The sequence below is a fragment of the Candidatus Binatia bacterium genome, assembly GCA_026415395.1.
Taxonomy (GTDB): domain Bacteria; phylum Desulfobacterota; class Binatia; order HRBIN30; family HRBIN30; genus HRBIN30.
In genome coordinates, this window is the sequence record JAOAHD010000002.1 from 212,422 (window position 1) to 230,512 (window position 18,091).

Here is an 18,091-nt window from a genome sequence, read left to right on the forward strand (position 1 = left end):
CTAGCCTTGAGGAGCATCCAACACATCAACCCCCGGCGGCACCTCGAATTGGAACACGCCATCACTGAGGCCTGTGTTCCGCTTGATGTTCTGCAACGTTAGCTTGCTCGTGTTGCCGAGCGGATCCTTCACCTCCGCGCCAACGATATCGTAAGTCGTTGGGTCCACGTCGAGCCACAATACGCCAACATCCGCATCGCCCCGTTTGGGCACTAAGCGTAAGCGAAGATGGGTGCCCGCAGCAGGTTCTAGGCTTGGGATGAAGTCTTCCGCAATTCTCCCCACACCCGTGAGGAACGACACCGGCATGTTCGAACGAAACGCTTGCGCAAACCGTATGCGAATCACTTGTTGGTCTTCGGGGCGGTAAATCCACAACGTTTGTCCATCGCTCACGATGACTTCCTTTTGGCCGTTGGTCAGCTCCCAGCGCATCTTGCCGGGTTTACGAAACGCCACCGTGCCGCTGGCCGTTACCCGCTTGTTCAGACGGGTCAAGACCGTTTCTTGCGTGACGTCCGCAGTGAGGTCCCGCGTCGCGTCGTAACGCTCTTGTACTCGAGCCACGATGGCTCCGACGCCCGCCTGTTCTGGCGTAGACTCGCCAACCGTCCGACTCGAGTGGGCAACGCCCAAGGCTACGGCAGCAAAGAGCAGCCAGGGCTTTAAGGGTGACTTCATGGTTCCGGGGGTGGTGGTGCAAGCACCTCGCGCGGACGCCCGTTCTCACTCCGGCTGACAATGCCTTCGTGCTCCATCCGCTCGATGAGGCGCGCGGCCCGGTTGTAACCAATTCGCAGCCGGCGCTGCAAGTAAGAGATCGACGCGATCCGGGTTTCTGTGACGATGCGCACCGCTTGGTCGTAAAGTTCGTCGTTGTCGACACCGTCCGCCTCACCCGTGAGATTTCCGGAGACCTCCTCCGCCGCGGTGTTTTCCAACAGGCTGAACGCATACTCTGGCTCGGCTTGCCGTTTGGCAAATTCGACCACGCGGTGGATTTCTTTCTCCGCAACAAAGGCCCCGTGCAGCCGCTCCATCGCGCGACCGGGTTGCAGGAACAGCATGTCTCCCTCCCCAAGCAGTCGCTCGGCCCCCATGGAGTCGAGAATCGTACGCGAGTCGATCCGGGATGCGACTTGGAAAGAAATTCTCGCGGGGAAGTTCGCTTTGATGAGGCCGGTGATCACGTCTACCGATGGGCGCTGTGTGGCAACAATCAGGTGCATTCCGCAAGCCCGAGCCTTTTGCGCCAATCGGATGATGGGCGCTTCCACGTTGCGGCCGGAAGTCATCATGAGATCAGCAAGTTCATCGATAATGACCACGATTTTGGGCATGTGTTCGTGCTGGAAGTCGGAGCGCACCCATTCCTCGCTGTCAGCGCCGCTTCCCTGCACGACGTCCTCTGCGTCCTCTTCTAGAATTGCGATATCTTCGTCTCCAAGGTCGATGACACCGTCGTCCACTTCGCGTGCAAGCAAGGCGTTGTACGCATCGATGTTCCGAACGCCCTTGTCTTTCAGCAGCGAGTAGCGGCGATCCATTTCGCGGCAGAGGTTGTTCAGCACAACGAGCGCGGTCTTGGTGTCGGTCACCACCGGAACGAGCTGGTGCGGCAAACCTTCATAGAGTGGGAGCTCGAGCATCTTGAGGTCGATCATGACGAAGCGGACATCGCGCGGCGACGCTTTGCTCAGGATGCTCATGATCAACGCGTTGAGGAACACCGATTTTCCTGTGCCCGTCGCTCCCGCGATGAGCAAATGAGGCATGCGAGCGAGGTCTTCCACACGGGGTGTGCCTGAACTATCTTTGCCCAAAGCTAGCGTGAGCACAGACGGCGCCTCCTGGAAGGCGTCGCTGCCGATGATCTCGCTCAAATACACGCGCTCGCGCTTCTGATTGGCGACTTCGATCCCGACCACGGATTTGCCTGGTACCGGCGCGATAATGCGTACCGGAGAGCGCAGCGCCATGGATAAATCGTCTTGCAACGCCAGGATGCGGTTGACCTTGATGCCCGGCGCCAACTGGATCTCGAAGGTGGTGATTACCGGACCAGGCACCACAGCCACCACCTGCGCCTCGATGCCGAAATGAGCGAGTTTTGTTTCGAGAATTTCGGCACTGCGGCGAAGCAACTCCTCGTCCAACTGGAGGCGGTCCGAGCTTGCCGGCTTCTCGAGTAAGGAGATTGGCGGCAGTCGGTACTCATCGCTTGCAACCAGTGGGAGAGAGCGTTGGGCGTTTTGGCGCTTCCGTTTCGGTGCTTCCTCCTCCGGCTCGGGTAAGGTGATAATTGGACCCTCGTTCTCCGGCTCGGGCTTGCGCCAAAGCCAGCCGGGGCGTGCGTGCGGCTCGGTGGAGGGAGCGGGAGCTGCTGTTGCACGGATCCGGGGGCGGGATGGGTTGCGCCGGATGAGTAAGCGCAAGGGGGTTGTTCCAGAGATGTAACTCAGGGCCGTGAGCACCGTGATTGTAAGCCCGAGCCAAGCGCCAACGAGGCCGCACCAGTTCAACAGCAAGGTTCCGAGGAACCCGCCAAACCAGCCGGCAACTCCTTTCGTGCCAGTGGGATCGAGCAGGCCGAGCATGCCCGAGACCAAAACCAGCACGAGGAGCCAAGCGCCCAGTCGCGGGAGCGTGAAGTCGTGCAATCCGCCCCGAAAGAAGCGCACGGCCAGGACGGCGAGGCCGAGGGGAATTACATAAACCGCATAGCCGAATAGGCGCACGAGCGCGCGCGCTAGCGTGTTGCCCAGAACCCCACCCCACGTGGCTTCGAGCCCCAAGTGGTACGAAGTAAAGCTCGCCAATGTGAACAGTGCGGCAGCGATCGTGATCAAGCCGGCGATCTCGTTGACGTACTGGGAATCGATCAGGTCGGAGCTCGCGCGCTGGGAGGGCTTCGTACCAACGAGCGCCATGTTACATCTCCAGAACGAAGGGAACGATCACCGGCCGGCGGTCGAGGATGCGCGCGAAATACCGGCGCAACACGCGGCGCACCTGCTCTTTCACCTCTTGCGGGTCGGTACGAGACTCCGTTGGCAACTCGGCCAAACTTTCGAGCACAAGCCCGCGTGCCTGCTCGAGCACGGGCTCTGCACCCGTATCGGGAAGAAATCCGCGCGACAGCAAGTCCGGCCCAGCAATCACGTTTCCGGTCTGCTGGTCGAGCGCCAGCACAGCAAGCACGATTCCGTCGGACGAAAGGTGCCGGCGGTCCCGCAGGACGACATCCATCGCATCGCCGACCCCCTTGCCGTCCACGAATACTCGGCCAGCCTTTACGGGCTGTACCTGGCGCGCACCTTGAGCATCGATCTCGAGAACCTTCCCGTTCTCGAGGAGAAACGTATGGTCGGCGGGGACGCCAACCTCGATCGCTAGGCGACGATGAGCCAGGAGGTGACGAAACTCGCCGTGGATGGGCACGAAAAACTTCGGTTTGCACAGGGCAAGGAAAAGTTTGAGCTCCTCCTGGCTGCCGTGCCCCGACACGTGCACCGGGGTGCTTTGTGAGTGAAACACCTCGGCGCCTCGACGTAAGGCGTGGTTAATGAGATTGCCGATTTGCTTTTCGTTCCCCGGGATGACGCGCGAGGAGAGTACCACCGCGTCGCCGGGATCGATGGCAATTTGTGGGTGGCCCCCCTCGGCGATACGAATCAACGCGGACATCGGTTCGCCCTGACTGCCCGTGGTGAGGACGGTGACGCGGTTGATCGCGTCCCTCGGCAGGTCGCTGGGATCGAGAAACAAGGACGGGGGATACTCGAGGTAACCGAGTTGGGTCGCAATTTTGAGCGAGTTCAGTAGGCTTCTGCCCACCACTGCAATTCGGCGGTCGTGCGCCAACGACAATTCGATTGCATGTTTCAGCCGGTGGATGTGCGAGGCGAACGTGGAGAAAAACACCTTGCCGGACGTGTGGGCAAAGATGTCGGCCAAAGGCTCACGGAGCGAACGCTCCGACGGCGTGTATCCAGGCCGTTCGGCGTTTGTCGAGTCGGACAAGAGCAAAAGAACGCCTTCCTGGCCGTACTGGCCCAACCGGTGGAGATCCGAGGGCTTTCCGTCAATCGGGGTTTGGTCGAACTTGAAATCCCCGCTGTGCATGACCACGCCCAGCGGAGTGCGAATGGCAAGCGCAACGGTGTCGACCAGCGAGTGGGTTACGTGAATTGCTTCGATGCCAAACGGACCGAGCTGCCAGGAATCACCCGCCCGAAAGACATGAAACTCGGCCCCGATTCCGTGCTCCTTGAGCCGCTCGCTCACCAGTCCGTGAGCCATCGGTGTGGCGTAAACCGGCACAGAGAAAGTCCGCAACGCAAACGGCAGGGCTCCTTGGTGGTCTTCGTGCCCGTGGGTCAACACAAAGCCGAGGAAGCGGTCACCAAACTGTTCCAGGTACGAAAGGTCGGGAATGACCAGATCGATGCCCAACATGTGGGGCTCGGGGAACATCACGCCGCAGTCGATCGCAATGGCGTAGCCGTTCCATTCGAGCACCAAACAGTTGAGCCCGATCTCCCCCAGGCCTCCCAGAGGAACGATGCGCAAGGTGCCGGACGCGCTTCCCGTCATGCTTTCAACCCCATAACCGTGGGGTCACGGCTCGGGCCGGAATCACCGTTGCCACCCCTCAACCACTCACCCTCACAGGGCTTCGCAGGAACGAATTGAATCATTGTCCCCGTACGGCAACGGCTTCATACTCTGATTCAGGGCGCTCGGCAAACGTAATTTCTTGCCGCTGGCACCGCTCGGCCAGCACGCACAGGAGGTTAGTTGCGCAAATTCACCTGTGTTCCGTAAGGAACGCTGATGGACTTCGCTTCGAGGTACCCGAGGAGGCCTTCGGGGCCGAGCTCTCGGCCGATTCCGCTGGCTTTGAAACCACCGAAGGGCGCACGAAACTCGAGGGCAAAGCCGTTCACCGTGTAGGTGCCGGTGCGCACCTGACGAGCGATATCAACACCGTGCTGAACATCACTGGTCCACACCGTACCCGAGAGGCCGTAGTCGGAGTCGTTGGCAATGCGAATTGCCTCTTCCTCAGTTTCGTAGGGAATCACCGCCACCACCGGACCGAAAATTTCTTCCTGCGCAATGCGCATCCGGTTGTTGACCTGAGCGAACACAGTCGGCTCCACGTACCAACCCTGCGATAATCCTTTGGGCCGCCCTCCACCGCAGACAATTTGCGCGCCCTCTTCCTTCCCTACGCGGATGTATCCTTCCACCCGGTCGCGCTGGCACGCAGACACAAGCGGCCCGACCACGGTTGCCGGATCGAGCGGGTCGCCCACAGGCACCGCCTGAAATGCTTGCGCCAGTGCGTCGACCACCTCCGCGTAACGCCGCTTAGAAGCAAGGACGCGCGTTTGGGCCACACAGGCTTGGCCATTGTTCATCAAGATGGCGGGGACGAGTCCGGCAACCGTCTGCGAAAGATCTGCGTCGTCGAGAATAATTGCCGCCGATTTGCCGCCGAGTTCGAGCGTGCAACGTTTCAGCCGCTCTCCACAAAGTGAGGCAATGCGCCGACCGGCCGCGGTACTCCCGGTGAACGCGACCTTGTCCACCCCGGGATGGCAAACCAGGTATTCCCCAACCTCGCGCCCTGCGGGAACGACGTTCACAACCCCGGGTGGGAATTCGGCCTGCTGGATCAATTCTGCCAACACCAGCCCGTCCACCGGAGTTTCCGGCGCGGGCTTGAGCACCACCGTGGCTCCGGCAGCGAGAGCAGGGGCAAGCTTCAGCATCGTGGTGAACAACGGAACGTTCCAAGGGACGATACAAGCAGCAACGCCCACAGGCTCGCGGCGCACGACCACCGGACCCATCATCCCCTCGCGCAGCTCCTCGAACGCAAAACTGCGGGCAAGGCCGACGTAAAACTCCAACACCATGTTACTGGCCAAGGTTTGACCGAGGCGGGAGAAGCTAATGGGCGAACCCATTTCTTGCGTGATGAGTTGGGCAAGGGCTTCCTGGTTTTCTTGCAGTAGGCGTAACAGCCGCTCCATGAAGTTGGCCCGCTCACGGGCGCTCATCCGTGGCCACTCGCCGCGGTCGAACGCTGCACGGGCCGCCGCAACGGCTCGGTCGATATCTGCTTTCTCCGCTGCCGGGACGCGCGCAATCACTTCCTCGGTGTGGGGCGAGATGACGGCAATCGTCTCTCTGCCTGCTGGCTCTACCCACTGGCCGCCGATGAACAATCGATCGAAACTCTGCAGCATGTTCCCAAGTCCTCCAAATCGTGAGTGTAGTGTGGCGCGAGGGGATGTCCACGCCTACGCACCGCGTGAGGCGAGTTCGCGCTCGAGCACCACGGAAGCGAGGTTCTCGCGGTCCATCGTCGTATCCGCGGGGAATACTTCGTAATGGCAAAGCTGGCGAATCACCCGAGCCATGATTGCGGTAAACTTGTACAATGCAAGGACCTCATAGTAGTCGAAGTGCTGAGCAGAAAATCCCGAGTGTTCCTCCCACAGGGAAATGGTTTCCGCACGCTCCGGTAAGCCACTCAGTCTCGGTAGTCCCAGGCCTTCGCTAAAGCAGCGATCGATGGCCCACCACCAAGCGACGTCCTGCACCGGGTCGCCCAGGCGCGCCATTTCCCAGTCGAGCAGCGCAACACAGTGCCCTTTATGAAACAACTGATTGCCGAAGCGCGCATCGCCCCAGCAGAGAGCGACTTGTTCCTCGCTCGGGCGGTGCTCCCTGAGCCATGCTTCGGCTCGAGCGAGCAACGGGTAGCGATCTCGCTCCAAGCCCCAGTCAATGAACTCCTTGTAGTCTTCCAGTTGTAGCTCGAGATAGGTTTTCCCCGGCGGCGTCTCTCTAAACACGGTGCCAGCAAGCTCCTGCCAAGGTATCCGATGAACCGCAGCCATGCTGGCGATTCCCGATTCCCATAACTGCCGCCTCTCTTGATCCGTTAGCTCGAGCAGCCAACCGGTAGTGTGGTATGGGGGATTGTCGCTCGGTACCCGCCCTTCCACGAACTCCATCACGTAAAACGGCCCACCGAGGATGCGCTCGTCCGTCTCCAGCCACAACACCTTTGGCACACGCACATCAGGAAAGCGCCCGAGGAAAGCAAGCAATCGATATTGTTGCTCCAAGTCATACTTCGGGAAAACTGTAAGGCCCTGTGGATGCAGCTTAGCAACGAGCGTACGTGCTGCGGGCGGGTTGCTCGAGTCCAAGACGTCGAAGAGTAAGGTGTCGCTCGAGTAGCCAGTTTCCGTGGGGCCGCGTAGGTTGGCAACCGAAAGCGACGGCCACTGTGGAAACTTAGGCCGGAGCCAGTCCGTTAACGCAGCTTGCACAACCGAGAGATCTCGCCTTGGAGCGGGCATCCCAGTCCTCCAACATTCCCTGCCTACTCGGTGTGAGTTGTCGCCTCTGGCGGGGCACCGGAAAAAGCGTCCTGCAAGCCATAACGGCGGAACGGCCCCCAAAAACCAAATTCATGGAGACCGTATCCGACTTCGCCGCGGTTGGTCGTGAAGCGGGCAACTTGATCCACGAGCCCGTACTGCCCGTAGGAGGCGATTTCTTCCACCGCCCGTTCGAAACCCTGCACGACGAGAGGGCCCTGATACATGCCGTGCCGCCAATCTGGCTCCATCCCGTAGCCTGTTCCGATGGCCACAAAGGCATTGAGTAAAGGAGTCACTTCGATTTCCAGCGGACCTTCGGGCGCTTCTGGAAAGAGAAGGCGCGAAGCGCGGACCAGCCTGGTGCCAGGAATGAGGCTGTGGCGGTGATCCGGCCTGCCTAAGGGCTCAGGTGCGCGTTGTGGATCCGCCCAAATGCGCACAGCTTCCTCCAGCGGCCGCTGCCCGTCGTCGTTTTCATTGACCATGTAGAGAATGGCGAAATCGGCAAACTGCATGGGCGCATAATTCCACAGGCCCGTGAGCTGTCCTTCGTTCTGGCGGATTCCGGGATGCTCTGCTTCGCCAACTGGTCGCACGCCCCATGAGCGGTCCCGTGTGCCCCAATAGCGATCGGCCGTGACCCGGAACTCTCGCTCCCCGACGCGAAGCCAACCGGTCCAGAAACCAGTTTGCGCAAACCGTTGTGTATCGAACAGCACGCGCCCGTACTTCCGAATGAATTGGCGCGGCTCCAGATAAGCTGGTGTGTGGGCGATCCATTGCAGATCGCAAGCGATGGTGTAGTCCCCCGGATCCACGGCCACGCGGAGCCGCTTTAACGGTTCCTGTACCTCGATTCGGAACGGGCCCACCGTAGTGTCCATCCGGTCGCCCAAGATCCGGGAGGCGCGAACCACGTGGTACTTGCCCGCCACGGTGGCGCAGACGAATGCATCCTGCACCGCCAGGTTCGGGTACTGCCCCATGCCGAAGATCACAAACAGCGAATCGTCGCAGGCGTGTAGGTTGAAATAATACCGGTCGTAAAAGTTGCGGTCGCTCGTGCCCACATGCCGGACGACTTCGGGAATTTGGTGCACGGGATAGTCGTCGAATGCTGAGAGGGGCGAACGCTCGTTAACCATGGGGCTGAATCAATCACACGGTGACGTGGACTGGCAAGAGGGGCAGGGCTCCTCCGGGGGCGAGGCCATCGCCGTTGCCGCGCGAGCGAGTTGCGCGACTGCGTTGCCGCTTTCCGCCACTGCTGCCATTATCGGGGAACTTATGGAGCGTGCTCAGCCTAAGCTCACGCCGATGATGGAGCAGTATCTGCGGCTGAAGGCAGAGTATCCGGATGCCTTGCTGTTTTTTCGCTTAGGGGATTTTTACGAGCTGTTTTTCGACGATGCGGAACGTGCTGCCCCGATCCTCGACGTGGCTCTGACCACCCGGAGCCGCAAGGATGAAGTGCCGATTCCCATGTGCGGCGTTCCGCACTTCGCTGCACAAAGCTACATCGCCAAGCTGCTCGCCGCTGGGTTTAAGGTGGCCATTTGCGAGCAAATGGAAGACCCGGCCACGGCGAAGGGCTTGGTCGAGCGCGCCGTGGTGCGGGTGGTCACTCCGGGCACCGTCACGGAAGAGGAATGCCTCGAGCCGCGGCTACCGAATTACTTGGTCGCCCTGAGCCTCGACGCGGCAGGCGGTGCGGCAGTGATCGCCGCCGATGTCTCGACGGGCGAAATGCAATGCTTCCGCGCCGCGGACCGGGCAGGGCTGTGGGATGTTCTCTTTCGTTTGGATCCGCGGGAAGTTCTGCTGTCCGAAGCTCACTCCGAGTTCGCGCAAGAGCTCAGCGGCCGGCTGCCGAGAGCCCTAGTAAGCCGCGAGGCCGAAAGCACTTTCGACCCGCAGCAAGCTGCAACTTGGTTGGTGCAGCATGCCGCCGACCTTTCTTCGTGGCACAGGGAATTTCTCGCACCACTGGGAGCGCTCCTTTCTTACTTGCGAAAGACTCATCGTTCCGAACTTGGGCACTTACGACCGCCGGCGTCGGGAGAGCTGCCTGCGGTGCTGTACCTCGATCGGGCCACCCAGCGGAACTTGGAACTCGTCACGAATTTGCGCGGTGAGGCTCGCGGCTCGCTCTTGTGGGTGCTGGACCAGACCCATACTGCCATGGGGAGCCGGCTTCTACGCCGCTGGCTGCTAGCGCCGCTTACGGACCTCAGGCAAATCGGCGCACGGCTCGACGCAGTGGAAGAGCTCCTCGACAAGGGAACGTGGCGTCGGGATCTCGAACGAGAGCTGGCGAGCCTGGGAGACCTGGAGCGGCTTAACGCGCGTCTGGCTGTGCGTCGGGTCAGCCCGCGCGACCTTGCTCACCTGCGGCGCGCCTTGCAGCGCGTCGAGCAACTCAAGTCGGAATTGCATCAGAGCCGGAGCCTTTTGCTGCGCCAGTGCGGGGAACAGATCGATCCGATGACCGAGTTACGGGCGCGTTTGGAACAAGCGATCGTGGAGGAACCGCCGCAGCAACTCCATCAGGGACCGGTGATTCGACCCGGGTTCGACCAACTGATCGATGAACTTCGAAACCTAGCGCAGAGCGGACGGCAAATTTTGGCTGAACTCGAAAGCCGCGAACGCGCACGCACGGGGATCGCCTCGCTCAAAGTCCGGTACAACAACGTGTTCGGCTATTACATCGAAGTCACTAAGCCGAACCTGCATTTGGTTCCTTCCGAGTACCAGCGCAAGCAAACCACAGCCAACGCGGAACGATTCGTCACTCCGGAGCTGCAGGATTACGAACACCGCATCCTCGGAGCGGAGGAACGCTTGCGTGCGCACGAAGCGCAGATCTTTGCACAACTGGTCGACGAAGCGGCTGCAGCCCAGGAACGATTGGCGCGTTCGGCCGGGGCCTTGGCGACACTGGATGTGCTGTGTGCCTTAGCTGCGGTGGCCGAACGGCATGGGTACGTGCGGCCGCGGCTCCATCAAGGGCGCTCGATCCGAATCCGGGATGGTCGCCATCCGGTTGTGGAAGCCATGAGCGGCCGCGCGGGCTTTGTGCCGAACGATACCATGCTCGATCCAGACGAGACGCAAATCGTGACCCTCACGGGACCGAACATGGCGGGCAAGTCGACGTACCTCCGCCAGGTCGCCTTGATTGTGTTGCTGGCCCAGATGGGCAGTTTTGTTCCCGCGTCGGAGGCGGAAATCGGCATTGTCGATCGTCTCTTCACGCGCGTCGGTGCTTCCGACAATCTCGCCGAAGGGGAGTCGACCTTCATGGTCGAGATGAAGGAAACGGCCGGTATTCTCCGCCATCTAACGCCACGGAGCCTGGTGGTGTTGGATGAGATCGGCCGCGGGACCAGCACCTTCGATGGTATTTCCATTGCGTGGGCGGTCGCTGAGTTCTTGCACGAGTCTTCCCAGCGGCCCTTGGTCTTGTTTGCTACGCACTACCACGAGTTGACGGATCTGGCCCGTTTGCACCCGCGGATCAGCAATTTTTCGGTGGCCGTACGCGAGTGGAAGGGCGAAGTAATCTTCTTGCGCCGTGTGGTGCCAGGTGCAGCCTCGCGCAGTTATGGCATCGAAGTGGCGCGCTTGGCTGGGGTGCCGGACGCGGTTGTCGAGCGGGCCAAAGAGATACTGAGTAACTTGGAACAGGGAGAACTCGATGCCGCCGGCAGGCCGCGCCTGGCTCGGGGCAAGGGGAGTGCTGGCCGGGAGTTGCAAATGACGCTGTTTGCGCCTCCACCGGACCGTTGGCGCGAAGAGCTTGCGCAAATCGACGTGGAGCGCTTGACGCCAATCGAGGCGATGTTGCGGCTGCACGCACTGGTGGAGCGAGCCCGTCGTTCCGACTGAACTTGTCGACACCCCGTCCGCAAACTTTTCCCCAGGCAACCGAGGGACCATGCTTGTAGCCCAGGGAGTCGCTCGCAGGCTTCGCGATTAAGGGCGCCGTGCGTTTGCCCGCTCCTGAGCGAGCGAAACCGCGGTAGCTGCTCGCCGCGAGCGTAAGATCTCAACGGCGTGCGGATGTTACATCGCGCTCGATGTGGTTCTGTGTACGCTTGCCCCTCCCGACTCTTGCGCACACCCGGCTCGAAAACGATAGAGGGAAGAAAGGGCCACGCGCAGCATGATGGATCGGAGCGAGACGATGAGTTCGGGCGCCGCGGCTTCGCCCATGGTGACGCTCTCGTTGGAGGGCGACTGGGGCCGCGCCGCTCGGGAATATCTCGAGACAACCAGGGAGCGCTTGTTCACCTGGCACTGCGAAGGAGCGAGCGGCGCAGCCGTTGTGCAAGCGTACACGGCAGCAGTGGATGGGCTGATCCAAGTCCTGTTCGATGCCTCGGCCAACGAGGCGCAGCAGCGGTTTCCTTTGTTGAACCAGTCGTTTTGCCTGGTCGCTCAAGGAGGGTATGGTCGCGGCGAACTCAACCCCTACTCTGACTTGGACCTGCTGTTTTTGTACCCGCACAAGAGCGAGCCATTTATCGAGTACGTGGCGGAGCGCATTCTCTACACGCTGTGGGATGCCCGCCTGACCGTGGGAAATGCGTTGCGCAACGTGCGTGAATGCCTGCGGCTTGCGGCGAGCGATTTCAAGGTCAAAACCGCATTGCTCGATGCCCGACTCGTGTGCGGAGATCGGCCCCTGTACGAGGAGTTTGCCGCGCGTATGGAGAAAGAGGTGTTGAACCGCGACGTGGAACGCTTTTTCGAAAACGTTCTCGCGGAAATTACGGTGCGCCACCATCGTTATGGCGACTCCGTCTACCTCTTGGAGCCGCAAATCAAAGAGGGGCAGGGAGGTCTCCGCGAGTTACATGCAGCGCTGTGGCTGGCCAAAGTGAAGTACAAGACGAACCGCCTCGGTGAGTTGGTGCAAAAGGGGATTTTGACCGAGCGCGAACGAGCGGAGGTCGAGAGCGCGCGCGACTTCCTCTTCCGCGTGCGCAACTCGCTGCACTTTCTCGCTCGGGGCCACCAAGATCAACTCACCTTCGAATACCAAGAACGGATTGCGGCCTTGTTGGGCTTCGAGGATACCCCGCAGATGAAAGGGGTCGAGTACTTCATGCGGGCCTACTATATGGCGGCGACGACGTTGGACCGCTTTGCGGCCGACATGATTGAACGCTGCGTGCGGCAGCCGCGGTCGTACCTGTCGTTTTTCCGGCCGCGGATTCGGCGGATCCGCCCTGGCGTGACGATTGCGCAAGGTTTGTTGAGCATCACCGGCCCGGAGATGCTGCAGGCGGACCCGAGTAATTTGGTGCGTGTCTTTCTGGATGCGCAAAGACATGAAGTGAAGATCTCCAGGGCCACCAAGCGGGTTTTGCGCGAACACCTCCACTTGCTCGACGATCAGTGGCGAAGCCACCCGAGCACCGTGGAAGCCTTTTTCCAGATTCTGCGCGGAAAGAACGTGGCGGAAACTTTGCGAGAAATGCATCAGGCAGGTGTTTTGGGTGCGTTCCTGCCCGAATTTGGTGCCTTGACCTGTATGGTCTTGCACGACGTGTATCACATTTACACCGTCGACGAGCATTCGCTCCGCGCGGTTCAAGAACTCGAGTGGCTACGGGCAGGCAAGTATCGCGACTCGGTGCCCTTGCTCACCCACGTGATGCGGGACATCGATCGCGTGGACTTGCTCCTCCTCGGCATGCTGCTGCATGACATCGGTAAGGGCCGGGGTGGGGGCCATTCGGAACGAGGAGCTGCGATGTGCGACGGCATCGCCGCTCGCTTGCGCTTGAACCCCGACGAGGCTGCCCAAGTGAAGTTCCTGGTGGCCCAACACTTGAACATGGCGCACCTGGCCCAACGGCGGGATATTCACGACCCGCGGCTCATTATTGATTTCGCACGCCGGGTGGAAACGCTGGATAACCTCAAGCGTCTCTACCTTCTCACCTTTGCAGACATGCGCGCAGTCGGCCCGAAAATCTGGAACAGTTGGCACGACATGCTGCTTGCCGAGCTGTATCTCCGAACAGCAGAGGTGTTCGAGCGCGAGGCTTTCATCGAGGAAGATTACCGCGAGCGAGCGGCTCGCGTGCGCGAGCGGGTAGCGGCTGCCAGCACCGTTCCCGAGGTGATCCGCGAGCGATTCTTGAGAGGCATGCCGGATCGGTACTTCCTGTCGACGGCTGAAGAGACCATTTTGCACCATTTGGAACTGTACCGTGACTACCACGATGGCGAGGTGGTGTGCTCGGTGCGACACTTCCGCGAGCGCGCTTTTAGCGAGTGGACGGTGGTGACCGCTGATCGCCCCGGCCTCTTTTCGATGATCACCGGCGTGTTGCTGGCCGAAGGGATGAACATCCTCACCGCCAACATTCACACGAGTGCAGGTGGCGTGGCCGTCGATGTATTCCGAATCTCCCACGGCGAGAATCCGGACACTGTATTGGCGCCCGAACGGTGGGAGCGGGTCGAGGCGAACCTGCGCCGGGTGTTGCAGGGCACGCTCGACGTGGAGGAGCTGGTGGCACGAGCACGCCCGCAGTTGCGTTTGGCGCGCCGGTATACGCCGAAGGTCCCGACGCAAATCGAGGTCGATAACCAAGTGTCCGAGCACTACACGGTGCTCGATGTGTACACGCATGACCGCGTGGGCTTGCTGTTCACGATCACGAACACGCTGTACCACCTCGGCCTCTCGATCCACCTGGCGAAGATCACGACGAACGTGGACCAGGTGCTGGATGTGTTTTACGTCACCGACAGCACCGGCCAGAAGATTCTGGATCCGGAGCGAATCGAACATGTCCGCACCGTGCTTTACGAGCGGCTGGCGGAGAATGGCGGCGAGGCGAACGGAGCGGCGGTTGCTGCTGCGGGTGGCGCGTAACGGGCTTAGGACGGTGAGTACAAAAGAAGAGGCGAAGAGTTCCGATTGGCATTTGGCTATCGATCGCTTCTTGGCGCACTTGGCTCTCGAGCGCGGCGCTTCACAGCACACGCTTGACGCATATTCGCGCGATTTGCGAGACTTCGTTGCCCACATGATGCTCCGCCAAACTGCGGAGCCCGGGCAACTAGTGGCGGCGGACATCTCGAGCTTCCTCCAATCGTTGCACCAACGGCAGCTGAGCGCGCGGACGCGGGCGCGGCGTCTGTCGGCTGTTCGGAGCTTTTGCCGCTTTTTGGTTTTGGAGGGCCTGCTTGCACAAAACCCAGCGGAGGACGTTCACCCACCCCGACTGCCGCGAACCCTACCGCGCAGCCGGTCGCCGGAAGAAATCCTCGATTTATTACGCGACGATCCTGGCGACGATTTGTTGACCCGGCGGGACAAGACTCTGGTGGAACTCGTGTATGCGGCGGGTTTGCGCGTGTCCGAAGCGGTGAACTTGCGCTTGCCGCAGGTCAACCTGGAAGCTGGTTTCGTGGTGGTCAGCGGGAAGGGGGGCAAGCAGCGCGTCGTGCCCATCGGCCAGTACGCCCGCGAACGGCTGCAAACCTACTTGCGCGAAGTGCGCCCCCACCTCGTGGGAAGTAGGCCCAGTGCGTTCCTGTTCGTCAGTCGGCGGGGACGGCCACTACGCCGCCGCCATGTGGCTCGGCGGCTGGAACGGCTTGCGCGCCGTGCTGGCCTCACGGGCAAACTCAGTCCCCACATGTTGCGGCATTCATTTGCCACGCATTTGGTGGAGCGCGGGGCGGATTTGCGCGCCGTGCAAGGCATGCTCGGCCACGCCGACATCAGCACGACGCAAATTTACACCCATGTCGCGTTGGAACACCTGCGCTCCGTGCACCGCAAGTATCACCCGCGGGGTTGAACGGCGTGGCGGCTCTCGTGCATTAAAAGCCACTGTTTCCTTTGCACGCCGCCGGCATAGCCGCCGAGGTTTCCATCAGCGGCAATTACTCGATGGCAGGGGAGAACGAGCGCCACCGGGTTGCTGCCGACGGCCCTACCGACAGCGCGCTGTGCTGTGGGTCGTTTCACCCACCGAGCTAGCGTTCCGTAACTGACCGGCCTTCCCGTTGGGATTTTTTGGAGAAGCGCCCAAACCCGGCGCTGGAACTCCGTTCCTCGAGGGCTTGCCTGCAAGGCGTGAAGGCTGTCGATGGTGCCGCGGAAGTAAGCGCAGATGGCTCGCTCGACGGGTGCGCACCGCCCCCGCTTTGGCCACGGAACGCCTTGATACCAACGCTGCCAGTGCCGTTCTGCAATTGTCCTCTGCTCGTCCCAAAAGGCAAGGTGGACGTGCTCCGTTTCGTCGACGATGAGAACGAACCTACCGAGATTCGTCGGCACCGAACAAAGCACAAACCCGCTCTCTTGGTTTGGGCTTACCAGAGCCGGCGTTTCGAAACGGTGGCCCGGTCTCACGATTTCCCTCCCCGCATGGCCCGCTCGATTTCTCGCTGCGCGTCGCGCTCCCGCAGCGCTGCGCGCTTGTCGTAAAGCTTCTTCCCCCGTGCAAGACCCAGCTCCACCTTGGCGCGGCCGTTTTTGAAGTAAATGCGCAGCGGAATTAACGTGAGTCCCTTTTCACGAACTTTGCCCGCTAGACGCGCGATTTCCCGTTTGTGCAGCAGGAGCTTGCGCGGTCTTGTGGGGTCGTGCCCGAAGCGAGCTGCCGGCGCATATTCACTGATGTGCGACTGCAGCAGCCACACCTCGCCGTTCTTCACTCGGGCATAACTGTCTTTGAGTTGCCCTTTGCCCGCACGCAGCGATTTCACTTCGCTGCCCGTGAGCACCAAGCCGGCTTCGATGGTTTCCTCAATGTGGTAATCGTGGCGGGCACGACGGTTCACCACCGCATCCCGCACTTGCCCCTTATCCTTTTTCTCGCTCATGCTGCCTCTGTCATCGGTTTCGAGTTGTCTCCTGCTGGCCGTGCCAAGGCGCGGGTTCCATGGCACCTGCATCCTCAGAACTTGAGTGCGCCGCTGACGATGCCTGCGACATAGGCACGTTGCACGGCAAGAAACAGCGCCACAGCCGGAAGCATTGTGAGCACAGCGCTGGCCATCATCAACTCCGTCTCTTGAATGTGCTCCGCGGCTAAACTTGCCAGCGCGACCGGCAGTGTTTGCTTCTTGGCGTCACTGAGCACGATCAGTGGCCACAAAAAGTCGTTCCAAGTCCCTAGGAACGTGAACACACCGAGGGTCACGAGAATGGGGCGGCAGAGCGGTAGCCCCACCGACCAAAACACCCGCAGTTCGCTGGCCCCGTCGACCCTCGCGGCGTCGAGCAAGCCATCCGGGATCGACTGAGCGTATTGGCGCACAAGGAAAATGCCGAAAACGCTCGCTAGACTCGGCACGAGTACGCCCCAGTACGTGTCGATCCAGCCAAAGGAACGCAGGATGAGGAACAGGGGCAGCATGCCAACTTGCGCAGGCACCACGAGCAGTGCGAGCAGGAACAGGAAGACCCGATCGCGGCCGACGAAGCGGAGCTTTGCGAGTGCGTAACCAGCGAGCGAATTGCAAAACAAGGAAAGTCCGGTTGCGGCCGTGGCGAGGAAGAAACTGTTGAAAAAGTTGCGGCCCAGGTGGAGCGAAGCGAACAGGGTCCGGTAATGTTCCGCAGTGACCCGGCTGGGCCACCACCGTGGCGGAAGCTGGCTGGCCTCGCCGGCTGGCATGAGCGACGCCACGCACATCCACACAAGCGGCGCGAGTGTGAGCGCGGCGGCAACAAGGAGAAGCGCATGGAGGAGCAAGCGGTGCCCTTTCTGTGCAAGAAGTACGAGAGCTGCTTTCCATTGCAGGCGCATCACGACAAACCCCACCCCCTTTGGGCTCGTAGTCGTGTCAGCAGCGCGGTGACGGTCACGAGCAGGGCGAACAACACCCACGCAACTGCCGCGCCGTAGCCGACATTCCACCACTGGAATCCGTTGCGATACATCAGCAACACCAAGCTCAGTGTGGCGTTCGCCGGGCCTCCTTGGGTCATCACATAAGGTTCCGCGAACAATTGGAAGGATCCTATCATGGTGATCAGTGCCACGAACGACAGGGCCGGCCGCAAAAGCGGAAGCGTTACGTGCACAAACTGCTGCCGGCGGTTGGCACCATCGACGGCTGCAGCCTCGTACAGCCGCTGCGGAATGCTTTGCAGTGCCGCAACGAAGATGACCATGTGGAACCCGAAGTTCTTCCACACAGAGAAGAAAATGATGGCCGGCATCGCCCAGCGCGGATCGCCAAGCCAGTCCACCGCTGGCAAGCCCAGCGAATTGAGGGTGAAGTTCACCAAACCCACGCGCGGGTGGTACCAGGCACGCCAAACCACCGCTGCGGCAACCAGCGTGGTGACCACCGGAAGAAAGAACACGGTTCGAAATACTGCTTGCAGCGCTCGAGCGGCTGCGGAAACGGCGAGTGCAGCAGCGAGGGCAACGAGCACCGTGAGGCTGCCCCCGGCAACGACGAACACGAGCGTGTTCTTGAGTGCTTGCCAGAACAACGGGTCAGCGAGCAGGGTGCGGTACTGTTCCAGGCCAATCCACCGCAAGTTCCGCCAATGCGCGAGTGTGTAGATGTCGAAGTCGGTAAAGCTGAGGAACAAGCCAGCGAGCACGGGAACGACAAAGAAGGCAACAATGGCGGTCAGTGCTGGAGCAAGAAAGAGCCAGGCGGTGAGGTCGAGCGCGCGTCGCATG

The 18,091-nt window shown here is 60.9% G+C and carries 13 protein-coding genes; 3 read left to right on the forward strand and 10 right to left on the reverse strand.

What is annotated here, in order from left to right:
* The 6 genes from N3C12_01455 to N3C12_01480 all read right to left on the reverse strand — a co-directional run bounded on the left by N3C12_01455 (position 1) and on the right by N3C12_01480 (position 8,554).
* A complete protein-coding gene (locus tag N3C12_01455) occupies positions 1-681 on the reverse strand; it encodes an outer membrane lipoprotein carrier protein LolA (protein MCX8071105.1) in 681 nt (226 codons plus the stop codon).
* Positions 678-2,930, reverse strand: coding sequence for a DNA translocase FtsK 4TM domain-containing protein (locus N3C12_01460; GenBank protein MCX8071106.1), 2,253 nt, complete (start codon positions 2,928-2,930; stop codon positions 678-680). The genes N3C12_01455 and N3C12_01460 overlap by 4 nt, the downstream gene beginning before the upstream one ends.
* A 1-nt stretch (position 2,931) precedes the next feature.
* On the reverse strand, positions 2,932-4,596 hold the full coding sequence (locus tag N3C12_01465; GenBank protein MCX8071107.1) for a ribonuclease J: 1,665 nt from the start codon (positions 4,594-4,596) through the stop codon (positions 2,932-2,934).
* A 200-nt stretch (positions 4,597-4,796) separates the two neighbouring features.
* Positions 4,797-6,257, reverse strand: a complete 1,461-nt coding sequence (locus tag N3C12_01470; GenBank protein ID MCX8071108.1) for an aldehyde dehydrogenase — start codon at positions 6,255-6,257, stop codon at positions 4,797-4,799.
* 57 nt (positions 6,258-6,314) lie between these two features.
* On the reverse strand, positions 6,315-7,385 hold the full coding sequence (locus N3C12_01475; protein MCX8071109.1) for a phosphotransferase family protein: 1,071 nt from the start codon (positions 7,383-7,385) through the stop codon (positions 6,315-6,317).
* Between the two features lie 23 nt (positions 7,386-7,408).
* Positions 7,409-8,554 (reverse strand): hypothetical protein, encoded by a 1,146-nt coding sequence (locus tag N3C12_01480; GenBank protein ID MCX8071110.1) that lies wholly within the window; start codon positions 8,552-8,554, stop codon positions 7,409-7,411.
* A gap of 142 nt (positions 8,555-8,696) precedes the next feature.
* Between N3C12_01480 and mutS the strand changes: the two genes are divergently transcribed.
* The 3 genes from mutS (at position 8,697) to xerD (ending at position 15,241) form a co-directional block, all read left to right on the forward strand.
* Positions 8,697-11,300, forward strand: a complete 2,604-nt coding sequence (gene mutS / locus N3C12_01485; GenBank protein ID MCX8071111.1) for a DNA mismatch repair protein MutS — start codon at positions 8,697-8,699, stop codon at positions 11,298-11,300.
* 298 nt (positions 11,301-11,598) lie between these two features.
* Positions 11,599-14,307: a [protein-PII] uridylyltransferase gene (glnD, locus tag N3C12_01490; GenBank protein MCX8071112.1), complete on the forward strand. Its 2,709-nt coding sequence runs from the start codon at positions 11,599-11,601 to the stop codon at positions 14,305-14,307.
* Positions 14,258-15,241 carry a site-specific tyrosine recombinase XerD gene (xerD, locus tag N3C12_01495; GenBank protein ID MCX8071113.1) on the forward strand — a complete coding sequence of 328 codons (984 nt, stop codon included), beginning with the start codon at positions 14,258-14,260 and terminating at the stop codon, positions 15,239-15,241. Before glnD ends, xerD begins: the two co-directional genes overlap by 50 nt.
* Here the strand turns inward: xerD and N3C12_01500 are convergent.
* The 4 genes from N3C12_01500 to N3C12_01515 form a co-directional block, all read right to left on the reverse strand.
* Positions 15,226-15,798, reverse strand: coding sequence for a methylated-DNA--[protein]-cysteine S-methyltransferase (locus N3C12_01500; GenBank protein ID MCX8071114.1), 573 nt, complete (start codon positions 15,796-15,798; stop codon positions 15,226-15,228). The genes xerD and N3C12_01500 overlap by 16 nt on opposite strands.
* Positions 15,795-16,271, reverse strand: a complete 477-nt coding sequence (gene smpB / locus N3C12_01505; GenBank protein ID MCX8071115.1) for an SsrA-binding protein SmpB — start codon at positions 16,269-16,271, stop codon at positions 15,795-15,797. Before smpB ends, N3C12_01500 begins: the two co-directional genes overlap by 4 nt.
* Positions 16,272-16,345: 74 nt before the next feature.
* A complete protein-coding gene (locus N3C12_01510) occupies positions 16,346-17,200 on the reverse strand; it encodes a carbohydrate ABC transporter permease (GenBank protein MCX8071116.1) in 855 nt (284 codons plus the stop codon).
* Entirely contained in the window at positions 17,200-18,090 is an 891-nt protein-coding gene (locus tag N3C12_01515) for a sugar ABC transporter permease (GenBank protein ID MCX8071117.1), read from the reverse strand. The genes N3C12_01510 and N3C12_01515 overlap by 1 nt, the downstream gene beginning before the upstream one ends.
* Between the last annotated feature and the right edge of the window lies 1 nt (position 18,091).